The 23,570-nt window shown below is 47.7% G+C and carries 18 protein-coding genes and 4 pseudogenes; 16 read left to right on the top strand and 6 right to left on the bottom strand.

The genetic code is table 11. The annotated features are described in order from the left end of the window. Nucleotide 1: 1 nt before the first annotated feature. The 5 genes and pseudogenes from IUA53_RS13865 to IUA53_RS13835 all read left to right on the top strand — a co-directional run bounded on the left by IUA53_RS13865 (nt 2) and on the right by IUA53_RS13835 (nt 2,981). The gene (locus tag IUA53_RS13865; RefSeq protein ID WP_011788495.1) at nt 2-1,495 is read left to right on the top strand and encodes an efflux transporter outer membrane subunit; all 1,494 of its coding nucleotides are present in this window, start codon (nt 2-4) and stop codon (nt 1,493-1,495) included. Between the two features lie 213 nt (nt 1,496-1,708). Next, nucleotides 1,709-1,801, top strand: a pseudogene (locus IUA53_RS20500) (hypothetical protein); the annotation flags it as partial. After that, nucleotides 1,785-2,318 (top strand): annotated as a pseudogene (locus tag IUA53_RS20495) (efflux RND transporter permease subunit). The pseudogenes IUA53_RS20500 and IUA53_RS20495, both read left to right, overlap by 17 nt. Continuing rightward, nucleotides 2,309-2,692: pseudogene (locus IUA53_RS20490) on the top strand (efflux RND transporter permease subunit). The pseudogenes IUA53_RS20495 and IUA53_RS20490 overlap by 10 nt, the downstream one beginning before the upstream one ends. Before the next feature lie 97 nt (nt 2,693-2,789). Next, complete coding sequence (locus IUA53_RS13835; RefSeq protein WP_015066565.1) at nt 2,790-2,981, top strand: heavy-metal-associated domain-containing protein; 192 nt, start codon at nt 2,790-2,792, stop codon at nt 2,979-2,981. A gap of 78 nt (nt 2,982-3,059) precedes the next feature. On the opposite strand, the pseudogene IUA53_RS13830 reads toward IUA53_RS13835, so the two are convergent. Beyond that, a pseudogene (locus tag IUA53_RS13830) lies at nt 3,060-3,562 on the bottom strand (IS4 family transposase); the annotation flags it as partial. Between the two features lie 119 nt (nt 3,563-3,681). Between IUA53_RS13830 and IUA53_RS20485 the strand changes: the two are divergent. The 9 genes from IUA53_RS20485 (at nt 3,682) to traN (ending at nt 14,185) form a co-directional block, all read left to right on the top strand. Then, nucleotides 3,682-3,954 (top strand): hypothetical protein, encoded by a 273-nt coding sequence (locus IUA53_RS20485; RefSeq protein ID WP_071979591.1) that lies wholly within the window; start codon nt 3,682-3,684, stop codon nt 3,952-3,954. After that, on the top strand, nt 3,951-4,205 hold the full coding sequence (tnpB, locus tag IUA53_RS13825) for an IS66 family insertion sequence element accessory protein TnpB (protein WP_011788498.1): 255 nt from the start codon (nt 3,951-3,953) through the stop codon (nt 4,203-4,205). Before IUA53_RS20485 ends, tnpB begins: the two co-directional genes overlap by 4 nt. 210 nt (nt 4,206-4,415) lie before the next feature. Further along, nucleotides 4,416-5,108 carry a DsbC family protein gene (locus tag IUA53_RS13820; RefSeq protein WP_063527513.1) on the top strand — a complete coding sequence of 231 codons (693 nt, stop codon included), beginning with the start codon at nt 4,416-4,418 and terminating at the stop codon, nt 5,106-5,108. Continuing rightward, a complete protein-coding gene (traC, locus tag IUA53_RS13815) occupies nt 5,108-7,507 on the top strand; it encodes a type IV secretion system protein TraC (RefSeq protein ID WP_015066568.1) in 2,400 nt (799 codons plus the stop codon). Before IUA53_RS13820 ends, traC begins: the two co-directional genes overlap by 1 nt. Further along, nucleotides 7,500-7,847 carry a hypothetical protein gene (locus IUA53_RS13810; protein ID WP_015066569.1) on the top strand — a complete coding sequence of 116 codons (348 nt, stop codon included), beginning with the start codon at nt 7,500-7,502 and terminating at the stop codon, nt 7,845-7,847. Before traC ends, IUA53_RS13810 begins: the two co-directional genes overlap by 8 nt. Continuing rightward, a complete protein-coding gene (locus tag IUA53_RS13805; RefSeq protein ID WP_015066570.1) occupies nt 7,831-8,343 on the top strand; it encodes a S26 family signal peptidase in 513 nt (170 codons plus the stop codon). The genes IUA53_RS13810 and IUA53_RS13805 overlap by 17 nt, the downstream gene beginning before the upstream one ends. Nucleotides 8,344-8,350: 7 nt before the next feature. Then, the gene (locus tag IUA53_RS13800) at nt 8,351-9,478 is read left to right on the top strand and encodes a TrbC family F-type conjugative pilus assembly protein (protein ID WP_442855904.1); all 1,128 of its coding nucleotides are present in this window, start codon (nt 8,351-8,353) and stop codon (nt 9,476-9,478) included. Further along, nucleotides 9,462-10,490 carry a TraU family protein gene (locus IUA53_RS13795; protein WP_015066572.1) on the top strand — a complete coding sequence of 343 codons (1,029 nt, stop codon included), beginning with the start codon at nt 9,462-9,464 and terminating at the stop codon, nt 10,488-10,490. Before IUA53_RS13800 ends, IUA53_RS13795 begins: the two co-directional genes overlap by 17 nt. Nucleotides 10,491-10,492: 2 nt before the next feature. Continuing rightward, nucleotides 10,493-14,185 carry a conjugal transfer protein TraN gene (gene traN, locus IUA53_RS13790; RefSeq protein ID WP_015066573.1) on the top strand — a complete coding sequence of 1,231 codons (3,693 nt, stop codon included), beginning with the start codon at nt 10,493-10,495 and terminating at the stop codon, nt 14,183-14,185. A 141-nt stretch (nt 14,186-14,326) separates the two neighbouring features. On the opposite strand, the gene IUA53_RS13785 is transcribed toward traN, so the two are convergent. The 5 genes from IUA53_RS13785 to IUA53_RS13765 form a co-directional block, all read right to left on the bottom strand. Then, nucleotides 14,327-16,003, bottom strand: a complete 1,677-nt coding sequence (locus IUA53_RS13785; protein ID WP_015066574.1) for a UvrD-helicase domain-containing protein — start codon at nt 16,001-16,003, stop codon at nt 14,327-14,329. Beyond that, a complete protein-coding gene (locus IUA53_RS13780; RefSeq protein WP_015066575.1) occupies nt 16,000-17,925 on the bottom strand; it encodes an ATP-dependent nuclease in 1,926 nt (641 codons plus the stop codon). The genes IUA53_RS13785 and IUA53_RS13780 overlap by 4 nt, the downstream gene beginning before the upstream one ends. A gap of 77 nt (nt 17,926-18,002) precedes the next feature. Continuing rightward, nucleotides 18,003-20,381: a S8 family peptidase gene (locus IUA53_RS13775; RefSeq protein WP_015066576.1), complete on the bottom strand. Its 2,379-nt coding sequence runs from the start codon at nt 20,379-20,381 to the stop codon at nt 18,003-18,005. A gap of 14 nt (nt 20,382-20,395) precedes the next feature. Continuing rightward, a complete protein-coding gene (locus IUA53_RS13770; RefSeq protein ID WP_020744900.1) occupies nt 20,396-21,367 on the bottom strand; it encodes an AAA family ATPase in 972 nt (323 codons plus the stop codon). A 431-nt stretch (nt 21,368-21,798) separates the two neighbouring features. Beyond that, nucleotides 21,799-22,401, bottom strand: coding sequence for a hypothetical protein (locus tag IUA53_RS13765; protein WP_015066579.1), 603 nt, complete (start codon nt 22,399-22,401; stop codon nt 21,799-21,801). 367 nt (nt 22,402-22,768) lie between these two features. Between IUA53_RS13765 and IUA53_RS13760 the strand changes: the two genes are divergently transcribed. Together IUA53_RS13760 and IUA53_RS13755 are read left to right on the top strand one after the other, a co-directional pair. Then, nucleotides 22,769-23,095, top strand: a complete 327-nt coding sequence (locus tag IUA53_RS13760; protein WP_000455722.1) for a hypothetical protein — start codon at nt 22,769-22,771, stop codon at nt 23,093-23,095. Nucleotides 23,096-23,110: 15 nt separating this feature from the next. Continuing rightward, on the top strand, nt 23,111-23,530 hold the full coding sequence (locus IUA53_RS13755) for a single-stranded DNA-binding protein (RefSeq protein WP_015066580.1): 420 nt from the start codon (nt 23,111-23,113) through the stop codon (nt 23,528-23,530). Nucleotides 23,531-23,570 lie beyond the last annotated feature (40 nt).

Raw genomic sequence — 23,570 nt, 5'->3', positions numbered from 1 at the left:
GATGAAGAAACCTTTCGCACTCACACAACCTGCCAAGAGCTTGGCACCGGTAGCTTTCGCGATAGCGTTAGCCGGTTGTTCCATGGCACCCAAGTACGATCGGCCGCCAGCGCCGATTGATATAGTATATCCTTCGGGCGCGGCCTATGCAGAACCGGCGAAAGCGACGCCAGAGGCCCCAGTCACGGACGCGGCCGATATCGGCTGGCGAGATTTCTTCCGCGACCCGCTGTTGCAACAATTGATCGGTATCGCGCTGGAGAGCAACCGCGACATGCGCAAAGCTGCGCTCAACGTTGAGGCGGCGCAGGCACTGTACCGCATTCAGCGCGCTGAGGTGCTCCCGAACTTGGGGGTATCCGGCAGAGGGGCCGCAGAACGACTGCCAGCCGATCTCAGCAACACCGGCGCTGCCGACGTCGTGCGTCGTTACGAGGTTGCTGGGGTGACCGCTGCCTGGGAACTGGACGTCTGGGGCCGTATCCGCAGCCTCAGCAACCAAGCGCTGGCTTCCTACTTGGCTATGGACGAGACTCGCATAGCGACGCAGATGAGTTTGATCTCTGAGGTTGCTAACGCCTATCTCACGTTGCGGGCTGACCAGGAGTTACTGCAGTTAACAGGCGAGACGCTCGGCACGCAAAAGCGTTCGCATGAACTTACTGCCCAACTGTTCGAGGCTGGCAATGCCACGCAACTTGACGTGCGCCGCTCGGAAATTGTACTGCGTACAGCCGAGGCCAACTTCGCGGACTACACACGTCAAACGGCCAAAGACCGAAACGCGCTAGTGCTACTGCTCGGCCAGCCGCTGACGCTTGAGCTGTCGCAGCAACTTGACAAAGCCATAGTGCTGCCGGATGGCATCGTGCCGACCGAACTGCCCAGTGGCCTACCTTCTGAGTTGCTCGTGCGCCGACCGGATGTGCGCGCGGCCGAGCAGGTACTTCTGGGTGCCAACGCCAGTATCGGAGCAGCGCGAGCCGCTTTCTTCCCCACCATCAGCTTGACGGGTTCGGCGGGGACGGCAAGCGCATCGCTTGATGGGCTCTTCGAATCGGGTTCGCGCGCCTGGAGCTTCTTGCCGCAGATTACGGTGCCTATTTTCCGGGGTGGCGCGTTGCGCGCCAATCTGGATGTGGCGCACGTAAAAAAGCGCATCGAGATCGCCAACTACGAGAAGTCCATTCAAGTTGCTTTTAGTGAAGTGGCTGATGGCCTTGCCGGCAAGCGAACACTTGATGAGCAGATTCGTTCAGAGCAATTCCTGGTTGCTGCTAGTCAGGGCATGTATGACCTGGCCGAGCAACGTTTCAGGGAAGGTGTGGACGATAACCTCACCTTGCTTGACGCGCAGCGTACGCTGTACAGCGCGCAGCAGACGTTGGTGCGTACGCGTCTGGCTCGGTTGAGCAACCTTATCGCGCTCTACAAGGCTCTGGGAGGCGGGTGGACAGAGAGCACACCAAGTGGTGTGGCGCAAGCGAGTCGATAGTTAGTTTTTCCCTACTGGCACTGGTATTGGATATTCGTACCAAGAAATGACGCATGGTGGCAGTCGCCTCCATGCGTGTGTAGATGAGTATGAAAACCGGCGAGCTTGCAAAGCTAACGAGGACTCCCTGGGTTCTACGAGGCTCAGGGTCTTTTACCTGCTCCTGATCGTTATAGCAACAACTAAAGGCAATAAAGGCAGGAGCAAGTTGAGCGGTTGCAGCTTATACTAAGTTGCAAAGTATTAGGTATCAGTCTGGAGCAGATCCGGACTATCTCAGGGGGTAGCTTTGACCGACATTTTTGATGTATTACAGGTAAATTTGGGATCGCTTTACGTCAATGATTTTAATGGATTTGGCCGTACCTACCGTGTAATAACTCAAGCTGATGCCCCATTCCGTATGCAGGCAGACGATATTGGATTATTGAAAGTCAGGAATTCTGCTGGTGATATGATCCCTTTATAAGTATTGATCAATATCAAACTAACTTCAGATCCTGATCGCGTTATGAGATACAACGGCTATCCATCCGCTGATATTACGGGAGGTACTGCATCAGGATATTCTTTTGGTCAGGCTACAGATGCTATTGAGAAAATAGTTAAGGAAAATCTACCTGAAGGTATGGCGTACGAATGGACTGATCTGACCTATCAGGAAAAATTAGCGGGCAATTCCGCACTGTATATTTTCCCATTGGCGGTATTCTTTGCATTCTTGATTCTTGCCGCTCAGTACAACAGTTGGTCGCTTCCATTTGCTGTGCTGCTTATTGCACCAATGGCACTCCTTTCTGCAATTGGCGGTATATGGATCTAAACGGTGATAATAACATCTATACTCAAATTGGCTTCGTTGTTTTAGTCGGGCTGGCCGCAAAAAATGCCATTTTAATCGTTGATTTTGCAAGGACTCAGGAGAATTAGTGACGATCACCGCTTGGGGCCGTACTCGAGGCAGCGTACTTACGTTTGCGTCCTATTTTGATGACTTCTCTTGTATTTATTGCTGGTGTGATATCTCTTGTACTAGCTAGTGGTGCTGGAGCAGAAATGCGTCACGCCATGGGTATTGCAGTGTTTGCCGGTATGCTTGGTGTAACCTTCTTTGGATTACTACTTACGCCGGTGTTTTACGTTATAGTAAGAAATCTGTCATTAAGAAAAAACGCAGAAAGTATAGTCAATCTTTAGTGAAAAGATATCAGAGTGAAATGAGTTTAGACCTTGACCTTACAACAGTGGAAAGCCCTACAATCAGAAGTACTCAAACCAAACTGGAGGTATATAAATGCAATTTCATTTAGAAAATATGACATGTGGGGGCTGCGCCCGGACGGTAACTAAAGCAATTAAGGATATAGACCCAGAGGCTACAGTTTTAACTGATCCTCCGACTCGTAAGGTGACGGTAAAAACTTCATTATCAGTTGAAAAGGTCTCCTATGCTCTAATTGAAGCAGGCTTCCCTCCTCGGGATTAGTATTTTCCTTTTACGGTTGCCTCCTGAATGAGGCAACTTTAAATTTCGCATTCAGGGCATTCATTCATAGACTGGACCTTAAGAATTAAGCCCATGCAGTATCCCATCTAACGTGATGTTTTGTTTGTCTTTTGACTGTTGGGCTTTTTGGGCGTTCTTCGTTATATAACGGGTCGCCCAATCTATCCTCTCCGCTATTTCTGACCATGCGTGCTGGCTGATGCTTTCAAGATCGGCAACAGCCAAATTTCCACATTTTTGGCGGCCTTGAATAGCTAGACTGATGGCATGATTTGAAGAAAGACGCTTCGCCGAATGATCAGAGCGAGCAGGCTTGACCATACCAAACCATCTACAATCGCTTTCTGTGCCGCCATAAATTTCTGCAAGTTTGTATGGGATTTCAACTCTTTGAATCGCAACTTCACCTGCCAGCGACAACGATAGATTGCCATAACATCATCCGCTTAGTAGGTTTCCCGCGGGAGGTTGATAAGCCAGATGCAAAATCGTATTTCTCCGGCAAAACAGAGCCTTATTACTCTGAATATCTGCTTTCCTCGACGAACTTGCAAATCGAGCGTAAGCGCCTCATAAACCGCGCATTCTAATCACCTAACACGCAGAATAAGATCAAGTCTCCAACCATAAGGAGATTTAAAATGGCAAACGATGCACCAACCAATAATGGCAAACGCTAATCAAGCAATCTGAATCGAGTTCATTATCAACACTCACATTTTGTAAGCTCAATCAACTCAATCCCTCAACGTTCTCTGCCAAGCGCCAGCAACTCAACAACACTGGCGCATCTCAAGGTTTTGTTAGAGCAGAAGTCGTTGAAAAGATAACTCAGTATCAGGCCCAAGTGGCAACCGCCAACATGACACTCTTCGTCAATGATATCGAACTGCGCAATCCCCAATGCACGCCAGTAAGTAACCTGGCTGAACTCATCGGTGCGCTATCATGAAAGGCATGCTGAGCTCACTAGAGATTTATCTGTATCGTGAAAGTGTCGATTTTAGAAAGTCCATCAACGGCCTTGCCGCGATTATCGAAAGTGACACCGATTTACCGTTAGTAAGTGGCGCATTATTCCTGTTCACCAAAAACAGCGCGATAAAATCAAAGTGTTGTGCTGGCGTGTGCCACGAACAAAAGGTTAATACCTTTTGGATCTGTATTTCTGATGAGAGAAGGCCTCTCGAAATCTACCTGTAGGGGGCGGTTTCAAAACCACCAAGTGCTTCTGTAAAGTGCGGTTTGGAGACTTATCTGATCGCTCATTCAACACTGAGTTCACCTTCGCAGGTGATCTACACTTCGGAGCAGCTATTTAGTAAGGTATTCAATTCTTCAATCTATCTAACCGAGTCCACATAGGACAACTGCATAGACTGGAGCCTCGATTTACATTAACGAGGACTCCTCATGCGAAAACTATCTCCATTTATTCTGGCGCTTGCGCTGTCTCCTTTTGTTCAAGCTGAACCTGTGTCTGAAGTGTCGCCCGTTGGCAAAATTGACGGCATGGTTTCTTTACCTGTCACGGGTATGAAAGCGGTCGAAAGCAATAACCGTATTATTTTTATGTCAGACAGTGGCCGGTTCGTCATTGATGGCACGCTCTATGATGCCTGGTCCAAAAAGCCGCTTACCAGCCTTGAAGAAATTCGAGAAGCGGGAAACACGCTGGACTTAAGTCGCCTTGGCTTAAAAATGGATGATTTGAACCCACTGACTTTAGGCGAAGGCAAAAAGAAAGTGGTGGTCTTTGTTGACCCTCGGTGCCCACATTGCCATGAGCTTTTGAAACAAGCCCTGCCGTTAACCAAAGAATACACCTTCCAAATTCTCCCTGTGCCAGTGCTTGGTCCAGATTCAGAGCGTCAGGTTCGCCAGCTTGGCTGTGCGCGTGACAAGAAAGCGGCCACCGATGCATTGCTGAATGGCCGGATTGGTAACCTAGAACAGGATGATGCCTGCAACTTAGAACCAATGCAGCGTACCTTGGTGACGGCTCAAATTCTGGGCATTCAAGGTGTGCCTTTCATTGTCGCCAATGATGGTCGCATCAGCCGAGGTCGTCCTTATGACCTTTCTGCTTGGTTGGAGGGGCGTTAATGAAAGCCTCTTTGTATTCAGGACAACGCGCTTCAGAGCTATTGCCAGTATTGGCCTATTCAGACGATGAGCAACTGTTTTTCATGGAAGACCAAAGTGTTGGCTTTGGTTTTCTATGTGACCCATTGCCGGGTGGTGATGAGTCTGTTGCAGACAGGGTTAATGTTCTACTCAACAACGACTGGCCAAAAGACACTTTGCTGCAATTTGGCCTTTACGCCTCGCCTGATATTCAAACCGACCTTCAGCGCATGATGGGCTTACGGCATCGTCAATCTGATCCATTGCTTAGGGCGTCGATACGCAAACGTGCGGATTTCCTCGATGGGGGCACGGTTCAATCGATAGAAGAATCGACCCAGACTCAGGTACGCAACTTTCAACTGATCGTCACCTGCAAATTGCCTTTGGAAAGTCCTATTCCGACGGAGCGTGAGTTGAGTCGAGCATCCGCGCTTCGGGCTTCTTTCTCGCAAGCGCTGGCAACGGTTGGTTTTCGCGTCACTGAGATGACTGACCGAAACTGGCTCGCGGCAATAAGTGCTCAGCTTAACTGGGGAAAAGATGCTTCCTGGCGTAATCCATCACCAATCCGCAGTGAGGCAGATAAACCACTTCGGGAGCAAGTGTTGGATTATGACCGAGCTATCAAGGTGGATAGCCAAGGTCTGATGCTGGGCGATTACCGAGTTAAAACCTTATCGTTTAAACGCTTGCCTGAGCGGATCTGGTTTGGTCATGCCGCAAGTTTTGCGGGCGATATGATGACGGGCAGTCGCGGTTTACGCGGCAGCTTTTTGCTAAATGTCACCATTCACTTTCCCTCAGCTGAGGCGATGCGATCTCGTTTAGAGACGAAGCGTCAGTGGGCGGTCAATCAGGCCTATGGCCCGATGCTCAAGTTTGTGCCGGTGCTTGCAGCCAAGAAAAAGAGATTTGATGTTCTTTTTGAAGCTTTGCAAGAAGGTGATCGTCCTATTCGGGCAAATATGACTTTGACGCTGTTTTCCCCAACGGAAGAAGCGTCCATCAGTTCTGTTTCAAATGCTCGAACCTATTTCAAAGAACTCGGATTTGAGCTGATGGAAGACAAGTACTTCTGTTTGCCCATTTTTCTGAATGCCCTGCCATTTGGTGCCGACCGCCAGGCGATGAACGACTTGTTTCGATTCAAGACCATGGCGACACGGCATGTGATCCCTCTGTTGCCTTTGTTTGCGGATTGGAAAGGCACTGGCACGCCGGTGATTAACTTTGTTTCCCGTAATGGCCAGATCATGAGTGTGTCCCTTTATGACTCGGGCAGTAATTACAATTGTTGCATCGCGGCGCAATCGGGATCGGGTAAGTCATTCCTGGTGAACGAAATCATCTCCTCCTACCTATCAGAAGGCGGGCAATGCTGGGTGATTGATGTTGGCCGCTCTTATGAAAAGCTGTGTGAAGTCTATGACGGTGAGTTCTTACAGTTCGGGCGAGACAGTGGCATTTGCTTAAATCCGTTTGAAATCGTTGAGGACTATGACGAAGAAGCGGATGTGTTGGTTGGGTTATTGGCCGCAATGGCCGCACCTACGCAGTCATTAACCGATTTTCAGATGGCAAACCTAAAGCGTCAGACCCGTGAACTGTGGGAGAAAAAAGGTCGTGCCATGTTGGTTGATGATGTGGCAGAGGCTTTAAAAAATCATGAAGACCGACGTGTGCAAGACGTGGGTGAGCAGCTCTATCCGTTTACGACACAGGGCGAATATGGCCGATTCTTTAATGGCCACAACAATATTCGCTTCAAAAACCGTTTCACCGTTCTGGAGTTAGAAGAGCTTAAGGGGCGTAAGCATCTACAACAAGTAGTGTTGCTTCAGCTTATCTACCAAATCCAACAAGAGATGTACTTAGGTGAGCGGGATCGTCGCAAGATTGTGTTCATTGATGAAGCTTGGGATCTGCTGACTCAAGGTGATGTCGGTAAGTTCATTGAGACGGGTTACCGTCGATTTCGAAAATATGGCGGCAGTGCTGTAACGGTAACGCAGTCGGTCAACGATTTGTATGACAGCCCAACAGGTAAAGCCATCGCTGAAAACTCGGCCAATATGTACCTGCTTGGCCAAAAAGCTGAAACCATCAACGCGCTCAAAAAAGAAGGCCGCTTGCCACTAGGTGAAGGCGGCTATGAATACCTGAAAACGGTTCATACCGTCACGGGTGTCTATTCCGAGATTTTCTTTATTACCGAAATGGGCACCGGGATTGGCCGCCTCATTGTCGATCCGTTTCACAAGCTGTTGTACTCGTCCCGTGCAGAAGATGTAAACGCGATTAAACAGTTAACGCGCAAAGGCCTTTCTGTTGCTGATGCCATCTCTCAGTTGTTGAAGGAGCGAGGCTATGAATAAGACCACGCTTTGGCCATTTATGGCCTCTATTACTTTGTCTATTGCAGGCAGCGGTTTAATGACCAGCTGGCTCTTAATGAAAACACTCGAACCCATCCACAGCCAGTTGGCGTTAAGTACGCCCATTGCAGTCGTAGATTTTGGGGAGGCGGTGTTGTCACTGGGCCCCAATGCCAGCGAACAAGACATCGAATCCAGGTTGCTTCAGACCAATCAGCAAATTGAAAAGTTAAAAACAGCCGGTTTTATCGTGCTGGATGCCCAAGCGGTGGTGGGTGCTGATGATTCCGTATTTGTGCCAGTAGGCTCAAAGGAGGTGTCTCATGCAGATACTCCGTAAAAGAATGCCTTGGCGGCCATACCTCATCCGGTTGACTGTTCTTGCGTTAATCATGGCCTTGGTAGGCACCTACGCCATGATGCGCTACCGAATAGGTATTGATACCCAGCAAGAGCGCTGCCTGCCTGATACCACGGTGTATCTGATTGACCTATGGAATAAAGAGCCCGTTAAGGATGGTTTGTATGCCTTCCACTCAAAAGGACTTGCTCCGTTATATAACGACGGTACTCGGATGCTGAAACGCCTAACAGGGATGCCAGGGGATGAAGTCAAGGTGACGCCTGAGCATGTACTGGTGAATGGTGCTGAAGTCTCTACCGGCATGGCATTAGCCCAGCGTCTTGGTGTGGCTGAAACAGAATTTAGCCGCTCATTGACGCTGCAAGAAAACGAGTATTGGTTTTCCGGTGAGGCCGCAACGAGTTTCGACTCCCGCTATTGGAACGCCGTTAAGCGCGAGCAGATTGTCGGTCGCGCTTGGCCGCTTTGGTAGGAGGTAGATGATGCAAAGACTATGTCTCTTATTTTTGTTGGTTGCGCCATTGGCTTGGGTTCAAGTGTCCTGGGCACAAGAGCCTTTTCCGTTGTCTGACGAAGACAAAAAGATCGTCGAAATGAGCCGCAGCATTTTACAAAGTGCTGTGGATGGTTCATCTGAATTTATTGAGCCTTTTGCACCGATTGAACAACCTGCGTCGCTCAAACACAACGATGAATGGTTGATTTTTGCGTCGTCTTCACTGGGAGATTCGTCACTGAAGCAGCTATTTAAAGAGGCCAGTGCTACCGGCGCTATTGTGTTGTTTCGGGGAATTCCTGAAGGAAAGACCTTGGGGGCGGCTATCCGTGATTGGCATACGCTGATGACGGGGCTTGATCCTGTTCCTCAGGTTCGAATCGATCCGAAAGCCTTTGTGCACTGGCGGGTGACTAGCGTGCCTGCCATTTTCCGCATAGAAGATGACAAGGTGACTGCAAGTGCACTAGGGGTTTACAGCAACGACTGGTTGCAGCGTCAAATTGAAACAGGCAATACCGGTTCATTGGGTCAACGCGGTCCTATTCATTCCATTTTAGAACCGGATTTGGTGCAAGTAGCGATGCAGCGTTTACAGTCGATTGACCTGGGCGCATTAAAGAAAAAAGCCATTGAGCGTTTCTGGTCTCGCCAAACTTTCACTGACTTACCCAAAGCCACGCAGTATCGGATAAGAATGGTTGATCCAACCATCGTCATGAAGCGGCCACTATTGGATGCCAATGGCCGAACATTGATCCCAGCAGGAACGCGTATTAACCCGCTAAAAGCCTTGCCGTTTACTCAGCAGCTTGTGGTGTTTAATGCGTCGAACGCTGAAGAAGTGGACGCAGTTGCGCATTGGCTTGAGACGCAAGATAGGACACTGCGCCGCATTACGCTTATCACCACGCAGCTCGACCGTACTCAAGGTTGGAATAGCCTCAATGCGCTCGAAAAGACATTGGACAGTCCGGTTTACCTTCTCAATGCCTCGCTAAAGCAGCGCTTTGATCTGCAAGTCACCCCATCGTTTGTTCAAGCAAAGGGGCTCGCGTTTGAAATAGAAGAAATTCCAGCAAAGGAGCTTGTTCATGAAAAAGCTCAATAATACGTATCGTCTGTTGCGGACTCTCGTTGTCATGTTTGTCCTGGGCGCATCTATTTCTGCTAAAGCCGAACTGACCTGCCCAGACGCGGGTTTATTGTCCGGTAAGTTGCTGACGGATGTTTGCTGGTCATGCATTTTTCCTATCCGGGTTGCAGGTCTTCCACTTGGCTCTGGCAGTGTCCCAAGCGGCGCATCAAACAAGTCGTTTTGCTTATGTGAAGACAACTTAGGTGTGCCAAGGCCAGGTATTGTTACCAGCATGTGGGAGCCAGCGCGTCTGATTGAACTGGTCAGAACGCCGGGTTGTTCGCCTTCACTGGGAGGGATTCGCTTACCGTTAGGTGATAGGCGATTGCAAGGTGGTCATGGTGAAGGTGAATACGATACCGGTGATCTTGCTTTCTATCATTACCATTATTACGCCTTTCCGCTTTTGGTCATGCTCGATTTGTTCATGGATGGCAATTGCAATGCCGATGGTTACATGGATTTTGACTTGATGTATTTGTCGGAATTGGACCCAACATGGCTGAACGATGAACTGGCCTTTTTTACTCAGCCTGAAGCTGCTGCTGTTGCTAATCCATTGGCTATCTCTGCTTGTACCGCTGACGCTGCTTCATCAACGCTTGGTAAACCCATCGATCAGTTGTTTTGGTGTGCTGGCAGTTGGGGCCATCTCTATCCGTTATCTGGCCACACCTTAGCCTTTGGTTCATTAGCAGAAAACACCAGCCATTTAGCGGCGCGTGCAATCGCGGCTCAACACAGGCGTGGTCTTGCAAGACGAACAATGGGGAGCAGTGCGCTATGCCGACCTGTTATCGAACCCATGCTGCCGAAATCCCAATACAAGATGAGTATGTTCTTCCCTGTACCGGAAACTGAAAGTGCGCATGTCATCGGTGAAAGCACCATGAAATGGGGAGAGTGGCGAACGATCCCCGGTGCCGGTGAAGATGCGCTCTACATTTTGTGGCGCTGGCAAGACTGCTGTAACTCGGGAGGTTAACCATGAAACCAACACTTTTTACCCGAGTTTTAGCGGGTATTTTATCAATCACTATGGCGTGCCTGCCCTTACATGGTGTGGCCGCTGATGTGCAGCGCCAATCCGGCTTAAGCGGACAACAAGAAGGTAAGCAATTGCTGCAAAACTGGACGATGCCCGCACTCAATGGCAATACATTGTCGGTGCCGAATGGCAGTGGTAATGAGTCCATTAACTTGCAAGAGCTTTTCCCTGGTATGGATCAGGGCTCATTGGATGTCTTAACGGGCGTTTATGGCTCTGATGCCAGCATGAATCAATTGGGGACACAGCGCCAAGAGAGCATGGCATCCGAAAGTGGCGCTACGGGTGAAGCATTTCGTTCGCTACAGGAAATCAAAGACAGGTCTCGGCCAGATATGGTCAATGATCCGCTTTGGGCATTAACTGATGCGGTTCAAACTGACCCAAATCTATTAACGCAAAGCTTCCCCGGCTGTGAGTCTCAAGGTGAAGGCAGCCCAAACTACCAGCAATGTGACAGGCTCAATACAGCGGTTAACAGCTGCACGATTACTCACGATTACACGGCAGGCATTATTGAGCATGTTTCAGGACCAATGAACCTTCGCTCTTGTGGTGAGGGATGTCTTGAAGTTTGGATTGGACGAATTGGCGACAACTACTGGAGTGGCCGTTGTAAAGTGTTTGAACAGGCCATCACACTCAAAGTCGTGAACCCCGATGCGATTACCTCAGCCGTTCTTGAATACGCCAAATGGGATGACTACATGCAAGTGTGGCTTGGTGATCAGAAAGTCTGGTCTGGGCCGAACAATAACTTTCCACCAGAAACGGCTGGCCGCTGCGAGCTCAGTACAAGTTGGGAGCGCAATCCTAATACTGACTTAACCTCTAAGCTAAAAGCGGTAGAGCCCGGTTTAGAAGTGCCAGTAAAAATTCGCGTATCGGTAACGGGTAGTGGTGAGGGGTATGCACGTATCAAGGTGCGCTTTGATCCAACCAAGGTGGTGATGAATGATAGTTGGTCGCCACAATCCTGTATCGAACAAGCAGCGGATATCCCGACTAAGTTTTCAGACTACAGCATTCAATGCACGGATCAGCCGTCTTCAACCAACGGATGTACGGTGGTCAATGGTGTTTCAGTTTGTGAATCCTACTTTGCTCCAAGCCCTGTGGCTGGCATATCGCCTTTGTGTCGGCGTGTACAAGTCAGTGTGGATGATGAAAGCTATAAGGGGATTGAAAATCAGGCCTGCCAAGTGCTTGAAGCGAATCCTTCCTGTGGATTCATGTCGTCAGAATGTGCCGAAACCAATGATAAAGGTGAATGCATTCGTTTTACCGATACCTATGACTGTGGATTGCAAACCAGCGATCCAAAGTGCGTGGTATCCAATCTTATGCCGAGTAGTTTTGAGGCATGTGAGCCTACTCAGACGATTACGCCATTTACTGAAACCAAGCATGTACCGGATTACCAGGTGTGCGAGAAGATCAGCACGCTTACTCAGTGTCAGTTAGAACGACGTGTATCCGCTGAAACCCATCAACAAAGCTGGTCCATTGAGCGCGGTTGCTTTAGCTCTGAAACGCTCAGCTTTGTTCCACAGCACAGCAGTACCATGCAAACTGGAAACGCGACGCTGAGAGTGTTTGATAATCAAAATACTGAGATAAAAATCACCGAGTCGCCGTCCAAGGCAAATGGCTGGAAAACGACACTCTCATTGACGGGCAACAAGGAGACGGTCACAGAGACGAAACCGTCCATTAAATACCCTGAAATGACCTGTCCAAAAGGAACCTTGGTTGGCTCATTGTGCAAGGTCGTTAATGGGTCGATTATTTCGTGGCATGAACCGCAGGAAGTCACGCGTTCCAGATGTGAGTCCGGCTGGAACAAAGTCGATTTCGATACTTGCAGCCGAGAAGTTCAGAAGTGTTTGGCTCCTGCGAAACTGAGTGCTTCCTTGACCTTCTCTGGCAAATACTTAGAGCAAGACGTTGTTCATCAATCAAGTGATCCGGGCATAGACCAATGCTTGATGCAAACGGATCAGTTCACTGCGGTGCAGTGGCAGTGTTTGGATACGGGCATAAAACGAATCGACGGGTTAACAGTTGGTAGTGGCGAGTTGGCCAATCTTGGAAGCCTTTATCCGACGGTTGTTTCGTCTCCTGCTCATTTAACCAGTCGTGGCAGCTCTGATGGACTGGGGCTCTCATGCTGGAGGGCAAAAGCGACCTACAATGCTTCGACTGCTCATCCAGAATTCAACATGGGCAGCTCAGATAGCTGGGTAGATGCCAATGGTAATACACAAACCATCGTCAATAACGGACAAAACACGACCACCAATACGTGTGCCGCGCTGGAGCAAAACCCGGCCTGCCAGTATGTCAGAACCGAATGCACTGAAGGCGGGGCTGGTCATGAAGGCTTCTGTTATATCCAAAGTTTGGTGTATGACTGTGGACAAAGCGTTGAAGTGCAAAATGCACGAATGGAAACTCAATACAACTGTGAGGGGCCAGTTCGCTGTATGGGCACAGATTGTTTAGAGCCAGAGTCAATCAAGCAGGCTAACTTTGCAGAGGCCGCCGCGATGCTTAATGCGGCGCAGTTTATGACCAATGATATGTCATGCACGGGAGCTGATGGCCAAGATAACGTCGAGTGTACGGTCTTTAAAGGTAATGCTGGCCAGTGCAAAAAAGCCGTTGGCGGTATAGTGGATTGCTGTGAAAAGCCAAGTGGCGTGTCGTTATCGGATTACATCACAATGATTGTGGCGGTCAACAAGCTTGATACGGCAGTCATGGCCATGAATCCGTCGTCGGCAATCTATGGTTCCTGGAATACGCTTAGGGAGCCAATCACGAGTACTTGGAGTGCGGTCAAAGAGCCCTTTGTGTCTGCTTGGGACTCTCTTATGGGGGCTGGGCCATCAACGGCTGCTGGCGCGGGAGCGGAGCAAGCTGCGACTGGCTTCATGCAGGTGTTGACCAACAAAACGGCTGAATGGGTAGGTACGACCTTTGGTTCGGGGGCGCAATCGGCACTGTTTAGTAACGTTGGTGGCGCAGTTGGAGCCGATGGTGTCGTTTCGGGTGGTAACTTTGCGCTGGGTGGCGCTGCGGGCGCGGTTCTGAGTACGGTTATGACGGCCTACATGATTTACTCAGTCACCATGATCCTCATTCAGCTTATCTGGAAATGTGAGCAGAGTGAGTTTGAGATGAACGCTAAGCGGGTATTGAAGAGTTGCCACTATGTGGGCTCTTACTGCAAGTCTAAGTTCTTAGGTGCCTGTGTTGAGAAACGGCAATCATATTGCTGCTTTACTTCGCCGCTTTCACGGATCATTCAAGAGCAAGTGCGTCCGCAATTGGGCCTTGGCTGGGGCAGTGCGAAATCTCCAAACTGTGAAGGATTGACCGCGAGTCAGTTAAACCAGGTGGATTGGAGCCAAGTCAATCTGGATGAATGGATAGGTATCTTATCGATAACAGGCAACCTACCCGAAGTACCGTCACTGGATCTGGAAAGACTCACAGGCTCAGGAAGTACGCTAAACGTTGATGGAAATCGTCAGAGTGCCGCAGACAGAGCCCTTGAACGGCTAAACGGAATGGATGCCCAGAAACTGCGTCAGGAGGCGACGGAGGAAATTTCGGGGAATAACTAGAAGAAAAAATCTTTGTCAGCTCCAGTATATTTTGGAGCTGACATCGCGCTAGATGTTGCATTATATTTAGTAAAGAGAACGTTTTTGAGGACGGTTTATGGCTTTGCAAGTTTTGAACTGAGTAGTTTAGCTAATGACTTTTTAAATGTGCGTTAAATCGGTAATAAACTGTGCTGCATATTGAAGATATTCCTGTTGTGGAGTTCGAATTACATCCCATCTTTTAGCATAGTTAAGGGGCCTGTCGCGTTGTTTAGCGTATGTAAGAACAAGCCGACGCTTGGCACGGGATACACCAACAAAGAAAGCACACAGATTAGAATCTTGATCCCCAAAAAATATTTCGTTCTCAACGGCCAAAATTATCGTTGAGTCGAACTCCAATCCTTTGCTCTTATGGATAGTCAGAATACGCACAGCCTGATCATCAGAGAAACGAGTCAAGGCTTGAGGCAAGTCGGGGGTAAGTTCAAGCAATTCTTCAATGCGCGCTTTGGTATCTCCCACAACTTCACCTAATCTGGCATGTGACTCATAGTCAGGCGAGAGAGCAACAAGAGTCTCCATTCCTATTTTCTTCAAAAATCTACACACAGAATCCCACCATCCCGAAAACGGTTCATCCAACAACTCGGCCATGGCGATGATTTTTCGCTGTTCCTTGAAGAAGCTTTGGAAATTTTGCCTGACGCTAGACTGCACCTCGTCATCGGCAAAGGGAATCAATTGATTCATCAGCCGAATCCAGGCTTTGGGCTCTCGCTGGCCATAGAGACAGGACAAATAGTCAACAACGAGCCTTGCGGCAGGTTCGACAGTAATATCCTGCATCTCCTGCTCATTCCGGTACGGTATTCCCCTAACTTCCAATGCCACCATCAGGTGATTGGCGTAAAGATCTAGTTGTTTGGACACTAATACGGCGATTTCGGATAACGGAACCTGTTCATTTCTTATCCACCCGGCAATCAAATCGGCCAAGTACTCAGCTTCACCCTGGGCATTCTCGAATTGCCACGCGAAGACCTCTCCCTCTTCACCAGCAAGTTGGTGATCTGGCATGACGGAAGCCGGATCGAGCACGCGAATTATCTCGTTCTGCATCCGAAGCAGGCGTGGTTTTGAACGAAAGTTTCGGTACATGTTTAATGGGACCGCTGAAAAATCCCTAGCGAACGTTTGGAAAATTCCGTCCAATGCACCTGCCCATCCCATGATTTTCTGCTTGGTATCACCGACAGCAGTGAGACGAATGCTCGTACCTTGGAAGGCTACCTTCACGAGTTCATACTGCTGATCCGTGCAGTCCTGGAATTCATCCAAGAAAACATCGCTGTAAGTTTGGCGTATGGCATTTCTTGCGACAGTGGAGGCCTTAAGAATTTGAATTGCTAGCGGTACAAGATCATGAAATGTAATTTGCCTTTTTGTGACTTTTCTTTCGCCAATCGAATAATCCAGATCAAGAGCATCATTACCAGTAAGCACTACTCGGAAGCGATCAATAATACGCTTTGCAAACGCATGAAATGTGTAGCTATCAAAACGGGAAGCCAATTCTTGTCCACAGCGTTGCTGGATTCGCTCCTTCAAGTTTTTGCTGGCGTCAACTTTGAAAGAGATAGCGAGTATTCTCTTCGGATAACGGCAGGTTCCGGTTCGTAGGAGGAAGTCAGCTCTTTGTGCAAGCATTTCCGTCTTGCCCGCGCCCGGCCCCGCCGTCAGTGCAAGACAGCGCGCTTGTTCCTTCGCAGCCCGCAGTGCATTGGGTTCAAGAGTTAGCCCATCCGAAGGCAGCCATGCATCTACAGCAATCACTCGGGCAGTTCCGCAAGCTTGGCGATCACGGCATCAGTGAGTCGTCCAAATGATTCAGGCATGTTCGCCAGCAAATCCTCGTCGCTTAGTTGAGCGAGAGCTTCGATATGAGCAGCGGGCTTGCTGCCCAGTTTAAAAAGCTTGTGATACGTAGAGAAAAGATTTAACTCGTCATAGCTATATTGGGATGGGTCATGATGGCTCTTGCCTAACACGGCTTTAATTGTTGAGTCATCCGGAACTTCCTGCTGAACACCGTAAGCATCTGGGAAAGCAAGGAGCATTGAAAAATCTAAATCCATTGGAAATGAGAAAAACACACCACGCATTTCCAGCTCTGCAAATACACTCTTAGTGCCGTTTTCAAAGAAGTGGTGGGTACGAACAGGTACTTTGTCATCATTCCAATCTGATAAAGAAAAAGTATTTGGCAGAACTTTTTCAGGTTGATATAAGCCAAGTTGGTTATTTACATACTTTATTCTTCCCCAGCCCGCTTGATATCTGCCCACATCTAAATCGAGAAGGGTCAAAAATGGGATTTGCAGTGCTGATAACAGGCGCCAAAAATGATTGACATGCCTACCTCCAAGCGGAGCAATCGTAACCGCTGATTCATCAACTGGCGCACCCTTTGCTTGGAAAAGGCGCGGTAGTACAATTTCTTCGCTATCCCCTTCACCCAACACAACCAAACGTGAGAAGTAAATCTCAGGGAATGCCTGGACAGCCTCGCGTACAAACTTGTGCGCTTCATCGGTTTTAGCGGGTAATTGGATTTTCGTAATTCTTGATTGCCGGGTTTCGGTAAGTCGAAGATATCGAATATGTTCCGGATCGACACGTCGTAACATTGACGGAGCATGCGTAGCGATTAGGGCCTGAGCATCCTCGTTGCTCGTCATGGAGTTCAGAGCGCTGACAATCCGCCCCAGATAGTGAGGCGAGAGGCTGTTCTCTGGTTCCTCAAGGGCAATCAAAGTAAAGACTGGCGGACGCAATTTTTCTGGGTCAAAAGAGCCGTCCTCACCGGCAAGGACAGCACGCCCAATTGCTTGAGATGAAAGAACCAATGACAGATAGAGCATCGACTTCTGGCCGTCACTGAGTCTGGAAAAATCGACAAGATGTTCATCATGTCCAGGCGAGAATGATACGGACAAATGACGAAGCAACGCCTCGATCTCAGATGCCACAAAAGTAATCTTGGGATCTGTAAAGTAGCTGCCTTTATGAAGGGTGCCCCAAGTTTTCTTCAGGTGGGCACTAAAAGCATTGACCGATGGATTAGCAGCCAAACTCTCACTAATCTGGTCGGTGAACCCTTTGACTTCCTCCCGTTCATTTTCCCAGTTCACTGCCCGTAGCAAGCGGCCAAGCAGCGCGTTCGTTCCATATGCTATGTGGTCAGTCGGATCTCTTCTTGCGGGCAGATAGTGGACTTGTATGTGATTTCGTTCAGACCTTGGAACCGTTTGAGGATTTAGAGGCGAACCATCCGGGCCAGCTTCAAGCACATACACAAAAGTCTCATCAATATCCCCATCCAGGCCCATAGTGGCACTTAGGCGATATCGTACCCTAGGAATTCCGTCAGGGTCATCAAGGCGCATGTGACTGAAATGGGGAGCAACGGTCGAGTTATCTTCTTCATCCTCCAACTCGGGGAACACGAAGTCCGCCTCAATCCATAACTGCCTTTCTTCGGGCGCTTCTTGTTCATCGTGCGGGACATGGAAGTCTGAGCGCTGAATACGGCGTAATGATGGATCAAATGCAAACAGTCGGCACAAAGCCTGGAGTGCAGCAGTCTTGCCTGACCCGTTGGGGCCAATCAGATAGGTAATATTTTCCAGTGTCAGTTCTGTTGGTTCAGCACCAAAACTCTGAAAATTTGAAACCCGAATACTGTGCAGTTTCATCCTTTTTTCCTAATACATATGGCCCGAAAAATTAAATCTTCCCGTTCCATGGGTGATTTTTACAGAACAAGAATTCCCTACACTCGAGCCCGTGCACGTTCTCTAGCCTTAAGCTCTATGCGTTGTGATATTTGGCTATACAGCTGGGCTTCCTCATTCTCTCGATCAGTGACAGTCACAACCAAGGCATAGTCTTCTTGTTCGAAACTCAACGCCTCACCCCAATCTCTATCTTGTCGAGTAATTACAACAAACCACTTTTCAGAAGGCTTCGGCTGTTTAATCCGCCAAGTTGAAGATTGAACTGTACCTTTACCTCTTAATTCAGCACTTATGTCCCTATTACTTGTAGCATCATCATTTCTGGTTTTAGTTTCATCCTGAGTACTGTGATTGAAATGCCTTTGAACAGACTCAAGCGACTGATCTTTGACTAACCTAAAAGACATTTTAGTGGCCACATAGTCTATCCTAGTTGTCCTGACCGCTGGACAATAAGACAGAGTAACTCTAATTTCTCTGGAAGCACGCTGAGACCTTAAAAAATCATCGGGAAGCGGCAGTTCGAAAAAGTGATGCGAGTTGTTTTCAATTTTCTCTTCAGCCATTAAGACAACGGCATTTTGTGAAGATCTAAAAAGCTCCCCCTCATCAACAGCACCATAACCAGCTATATCTCTAAACGCATCTCGTCCATTTGCGCTCCTATAAGATTTCTTCATATCTTCAGGAAAGCTGCTTTCAATCTCCGACAGCATATTCGCATGATTAACCAGTAGTGCTCTGAGCAAATTAGCAGAAGCCTTCGGGTAGTTATTCAATAAACGACCTGCAAGATGGGTAATGTAAGGTGCCGCAAAACTTGTTCCGCTAATTTCGCTAAACAATGTGTTCCCAACGAATCGACTATTACAGGTCAGTACCCCCATGCCTCGCATAACTGCATTGAGTTCGTTGCCTGTTCTTATTGGAGAAGCCAAGTTTCCACCCATAGCTACCAGCTCGGGTTTAATTGCACCTTTAATAGTGGGACCGTGACGTGTAAATGGGGATGGTTGATTTTCTGTGGCTGGAGCCAATTGCCCAATTTCAGGATACCGTTGAGCATCGAAAGTCGCATTATGTCGAGCCAAGCTTCCCACCGTTAGAACGTTTAGTGCCGGAGCTGGATCTATGATAATACTTTCGTCAGCTAGAAGGTATTCTGGAAACTCGTCTCTCCAGCTATGTCTTGGCACATCTGGATCGATAGAGCCTGAGAAGTTCCCAGCAGAAACGACAAATAAGATATTGAAGTCCCTAGCCAATTTATCCAAGACATACGCAATTCCTCGAATATGACGATTATCGTAAGGTGCATTGGAATTCCCTAACGACAAATTGAAAATCCGACATTGGTGTTCTTCGACAAAATAGGTTACAGCTTCAATGAGAGTTTTTTCGATAGAACTGGAGTCAAATTCTGCATTCTCATCAAGAATTCTACCATTGAAAATCCAAAGTTCAGGGTGCCAATAATTTGTTGAGTTACACGCTTCCAAGTCACCATACAGAGCTACACCAGCAACAGCAGTGCCATGACCATTCAAATCCATGCCGTCTGTATCACCAATAAAGTCTGCACTTTCCGCAATTGCGGGTGCCAACAGGGGGTGGTTAGTATTTACTCCGCTATCAAGGACGCAAACTCTTGCAGCTTGATGAGTAGGGGATTGTATTCCTTCAGGAATTCTATTGATGTCACAATTTAGTTGGCTATAGCGAATACCGCTCTTGGGGGGGAGATCAACAAGTCTGACATCAGAGTGATTCAGCAGTAGATTAGCCTGACTAGAGTTAACCTCCAAACGGTACATTACTAAGCTATCAAGGTTAACTTTATCTGTTCGCCGTATTCCGTTATGAGCTAGCCAACGCTCAAATGCATCACAAGTGCTTAATCTCTCTGGGTGATGAGCAACAGCTACAGGCCAAAGCTCTACATCTAAGAGAAACTTCTCTGACCTTGGTAAGCCATGCCTTCTTAGAGCCCAACTTTTCCGGTCATCACTTGTCCAGTTATCGATTCCCTCTATGGCCTCGAGAATCTGCTTGTACGTCAATTCTGTCTCGTCCAAACCTAAGCGTTGCAGGTGATCTTCAAACACAGTCATTCCGGTTTCATCAACAAAAACAACACACAGATGATTGTCTTCTTGGCTTACAAACTCGATACCATGTTTGTTTAGATGGGTAATATCGAGAAGTCCTGTATAACGAATTTTCAGTACAAAATTACCCGGACGTGACGTTTGCTGACTTTGTGCGAATCTGATTGATTCAGTTAAGTCTCTAGATAATTTTTGACCATGCCCCCGAAGATCACCTCGTGGATGTTTTGGGATATTGACTTTCCTTGTTCTACGTTCATTTTCAAGCAGTTCTCTTTCAATCTTAAGATGTTCATAATTAGCCATTCCTAGTCCCTTTTTTAACTTTCTCGAGAAGCTGCTTGCTTCAAGTCCTTAACGGTCAAAAATTCCTGACTACGTAGGATCATCCTTTTTACTGCTCTACGAACAATACGTTCAATATCAGCGCCACTCTTTGTAGAAAATATCCCGAGGATAGATTTATCATCTAACTCAAATTGGCGACGTACACCACGCAATTTGAGTGAAAGAATTTGTTGTATTTGCAGCTCATCAGGTAATGGGAAGTCAATTTTTTCATCGAAGCGTCGCCAGATAGCACTGTCTAAAATGTGCTCATGGTTTGTAGCTGCTAAAATTAGACTCTTCCCTTGATAAGCGTCCATCATCTGAAGCACTGCGTTAACGACGCGGCGTAACTCACCATGTTCACCTGAGTCAGAACGTTCTTTGCCTATGGCGTCAAATTCATCAAATAAAACCACCATAGAATGTTCAGAAACAAAATCAAAAACTTTGCGAAGATTCGCGGCTGTTTCACCCAAAAAAGAAGATACCAACGCATCGAGACGAACAATTGCAAGAGGTAAATCAAGCTCAAAAGCAATGACCTCAGCTGCTAAGGTTTTCCCGCAACCTGGAGGACCATGAAAAATAATTTTTCCAGAAGGCTTCATTCCAAAACTTCTCAGTACATCGACACGGCGGTGTTCCTCAAGAAGTTCCTCGATGGGTGCGATACTAGATTCAGGTAAAACCATTTCTTCTATTGGTCGCTGAGCTTGTCGAACATCTAAAAGTGGTAGTCCTCGCTCTTTATCTACAGGAGGAGTAGGCAAAGCGTTACGTCCATTTTGTTTAAGCGGTCTTAAATGCTCACCATACAATATCTGCTCAAGATCATTTGCAAGAAGGTGATGTTGCTTTTGACGCTCATCTTGAATAACAGCTTCTGAAGCAAGCCGAAAGGCCTCGGAATCACCAATGGTTCCAGCCCTAATCAACTGTCTCAGTATTTTACCGTTAGCCACTATTATTCCCCTTTGCAATGTTCATTTATAATCGAATTACTCAGTCGTTTATCGTATTAAATACTAATTATTTCATCATATTAATAACGATTTAAAATAATCAGACGTAACTACTTAGTATTATCTGAGGCTATGATGGTGCTTAGCCCATTCGATTTTGCATAATCCAAAATTAGTATTTCTATCATAGACGCTTGAGAGCGATGTTCTTTTTCCGCTGCTGCTTTTAGCAACAGCTTGATTTCTTTAGATGTTCGTATTGACAAAGTCTCTTCTTTGGAACGCGACACTGTGCTTCTCCATGATAAATAAGCAATACAATGTACTGCATTATGCGTACATTGTATACTGTTTATTGAACTCATTACCGATAGCATGGATAGCGATATAGTGCCCCTTCGAGAGGGGCTGGTTGATGGGAGCCTAGTTGGCTAGTTGGCGGGGTTATCTGTTTCCTCTTCAGTGATATCGTCATCGGTTGAAGGCACCGCTTGCTCAACTTCTGCTTCTTTACCCTTAGCTTGGGCTGATTTTCGTGCTCGAATTTCGATATCAATAATGCGTCGTGCAAGTTTGATAATGCGCTGTTGCCATGCGTAGTTGCCATCAACGCGTTGCTTGTTGCTAAGCACGCTAGATAACCAGAGTGTGTCCATTGAGATCATCAACGCATCGAGTTTGCGCACTAAGCCAACAAACTGGCCAACCTGAGGCGAGCTGATTTTGGCGTTGAAGGTAATCGGATCGGTGTAGTCAGGTACTTCATCGATACCGTTGGACTCCATCAGTTTGTCCAAACGAGCTTGTTCGTTGTCTACCGCCATAGCGCAATCCTCGATCAGCTGGCTAATGATCTGTTCCACTTCATCAATTTCGTTCTCATCGCCAATGATGCGTAGGATGACATCGATTCCGTAGAGCGCACTGACCGTGCGCCTAAAAACACGGTCAACGACACGTTGCGCCTGTAAGCTGTTAATTGTGAATGATTGTTCAAAGATGGGTTTTGAGTAATTGGGTTTTGCTTGGGCCATAAGTTTGCTCCTGATATGACAATAATCAGTCCCTAGACTAATCCTCTGTGAGGTAATGGCCTTTCAGCTAGGTGGAAGAATTGAGCATCTTTCTAACTATCCTGTCTGGATAAGACGGTTACACTGACTATCAAATATTGCTGATCTGTTTCAGTGATATCTGCGCCTGAGAGCATGAGCTCAAAGGAAGCCCGCCGCTGAGTTTTCTCAGTGGTACTAAGAGGTAGCTAGCCTCCTTAAACAAATAGCCTGCATGTTTTTACATGCTCAACCATGCGTTCCTTACGGTTCGCCTTTTCACCACCCAGCTGGGGGAGTTTTCCCCAGTTGGGGGTGACTCCTTCAAAACCAACATAAGGAGTCACCAATGGAATATATCTTCGGATTTATTATCCAAATCGCAGGCATTATGTTGCTTGCAAAACTGAGCTGGTCGCTTTTGCGATTGCTTGCTCGTCAAAGCGTGCGCCCGTTTCGATTTGTACTTACTCAAATCAAGCGATTGCTCACACCAACACCAAAACGTCGTCCAATGGCAGTGCCTAAAGCTCCTGGTATGCCCCGTTTGACATCTGCGTTTTACAAAGAGCCACATCAGTACGACATGGCTTTACTCGAAATACCAACCTATCTGCGTCGTCAGTCTTCTTTGCCCAGCCGGGTAGAAGCGACTGTGTGCACAGAGTTCAACTAAGACGAGGAGAACATCATGAAAAACCAAGTAACACTCATAGGCTACGTTGGTGCTGAGCCAGAGACGCGAGCCTATCCATCAGGTGATTTGGTGACCAGCATTTCGCTGGCCACTTCTGAGAAATGGCGCGACCGTCAATCCAATGAGCTCAAAGAGCATACGGAATGGCATCGGGTTGTTTTTCGAGATCGTGGTGGATTTAAGTTAGGGCTAAGGGCAAAAGATTTAATCCAAAAAGGCGCGAAGCTTTTTGTTCAAGGTCCTCAGCGCACGCGTTCATGGGAGAAAGATGGTATTAAGCATCGATTGACCGAAGTGGACGCGGACGAGTTTTTGCTTCTTGATAGTGTGAACAAAGCATCTGAGCCATCACCAGCGGATGATGCGAGCTCCCAAGCTAATTGGGCACAAACTTATCCTGCACCAGATTTTTAACCGAGCAAAAACGCTTTAACCCAGCCGGGAGTACTTTCCC

This window comes from Alteromonas sp. B31-7 (assembly GCF_015767655.1).
Classification (GTDB): Bacteria; Pseudomonadota; Gammaproteobacteria; order Enterobacterales; family Alteromonadaceae; genus Alteromonas; species Alteromonas australica.
The sequence above is the reverse complement of the archived record's forward strand: the minus strand, read 5'-3'. Positions and strand labels throughout refer to the sequence as shown.

Bases quoted from the DNA above. Each gene is read 5' to 3' on its own strand.
- traC (WP_015066568.1), top strand. From the start codon at position 5,108: ATGAAAGCCTCTTTGTATTCAGGACAACGCGCTTCAGAGCTATTGCCA.
- IUA53_RS13835 (WP_015066565.1), top strand. From the start codon at position 2,790: ATGCAATTTCATTTAGAAAATATGACATGTGGGGGCTGCGCCCGGACG.
- IUA53_RS13805 (WP_015066570.1), top strand. From the start codon at position 7,831: ATGCAGATACTCCGTAAAAGAATGCCTTGGCGGCCATACCTCATCCGG.
- IUA53_RS13780 (WP_015066575.1), bottom strand. From the start codon at position 17,925: ATGAAACTGCACAGTATTCGGGTTTCAAATTTTCAGAGTTTTGGTGCT.
- IUA53_RS13775 (WP_015066576.1), bottom strand. From the start codon at position 20,381: ATGGCTAATTATGAACATCTTAAGATTGAAAGAGAACTGCTTGAAAAT.
- IUA53_RS13760 (WP_000455722.1), top strand. From the start codon at position 22,769: ATGGAATATATCTTCGGATTTATTATCCAAATCGCAGGCATTATGTTG.
- traN (WP_015066573.1), top strand. From the start codon at position 10,493: ATGAAACCAACACTTTTTACCCGAGTTTTAGCGGGTATTTTATCAATC.
- IUA53_RS13800 (WP_442855904.1), top strand. From the start codon at position 8,351: ATGATGCAAAGACTATGTCTCTTATTTTTGTTGGTTGCGCCATTGGCT.
- IUA53_RS13865 (WP_011788495.1), top strand. From the start codon at position 2: ATGAAGAAACCTTTCGCACTCACACAACCTGCCAAGAGCTTGGCACCG.
- IUA53_RS13795 (WP_015066572.1), top strand. From the start codon at position 9,462: ATGAAAAAGCTCAATAATACGTATCGTCTGTTGCGGACTCTCGTTGTC.
- IUA53_RS13820 (WP_063527513.1), top strand. From the start codon at position 4,416: ATGCGAAAACTATCTCCATTTATTCTGGCGCTTGCGCTGTCTCCTTTT.
- IUA53_RS13810 (WP_015066569.1), top strand. From the start codon at position 7,500: ATGAATAAGACCACGCTTTGGCCATTTATGGCCTCTATTACTTTGTCT.
- tnpB (WP_011788498.1), top strand. From the start codon at position 3,951: ATGAAAGGCATGCTGAGCTCACTAGAGATTTATCTGTATCGTGAAAGT.
- IUA53_RS13765 (WP_015066579.1), bottom strand. From the start codon at position 22,401: ATGGCCCAAGCAAAACCCAATTACTCAAAACCCATCTTTGAACAATCA.
- IUA53_RS13755 (WP_015066580.1), top strand. From the start codon at position 23,111: ATGAAAAACCAAGTAACACTCATAGGCTACGTTGGTGCTGAGCCAGAG.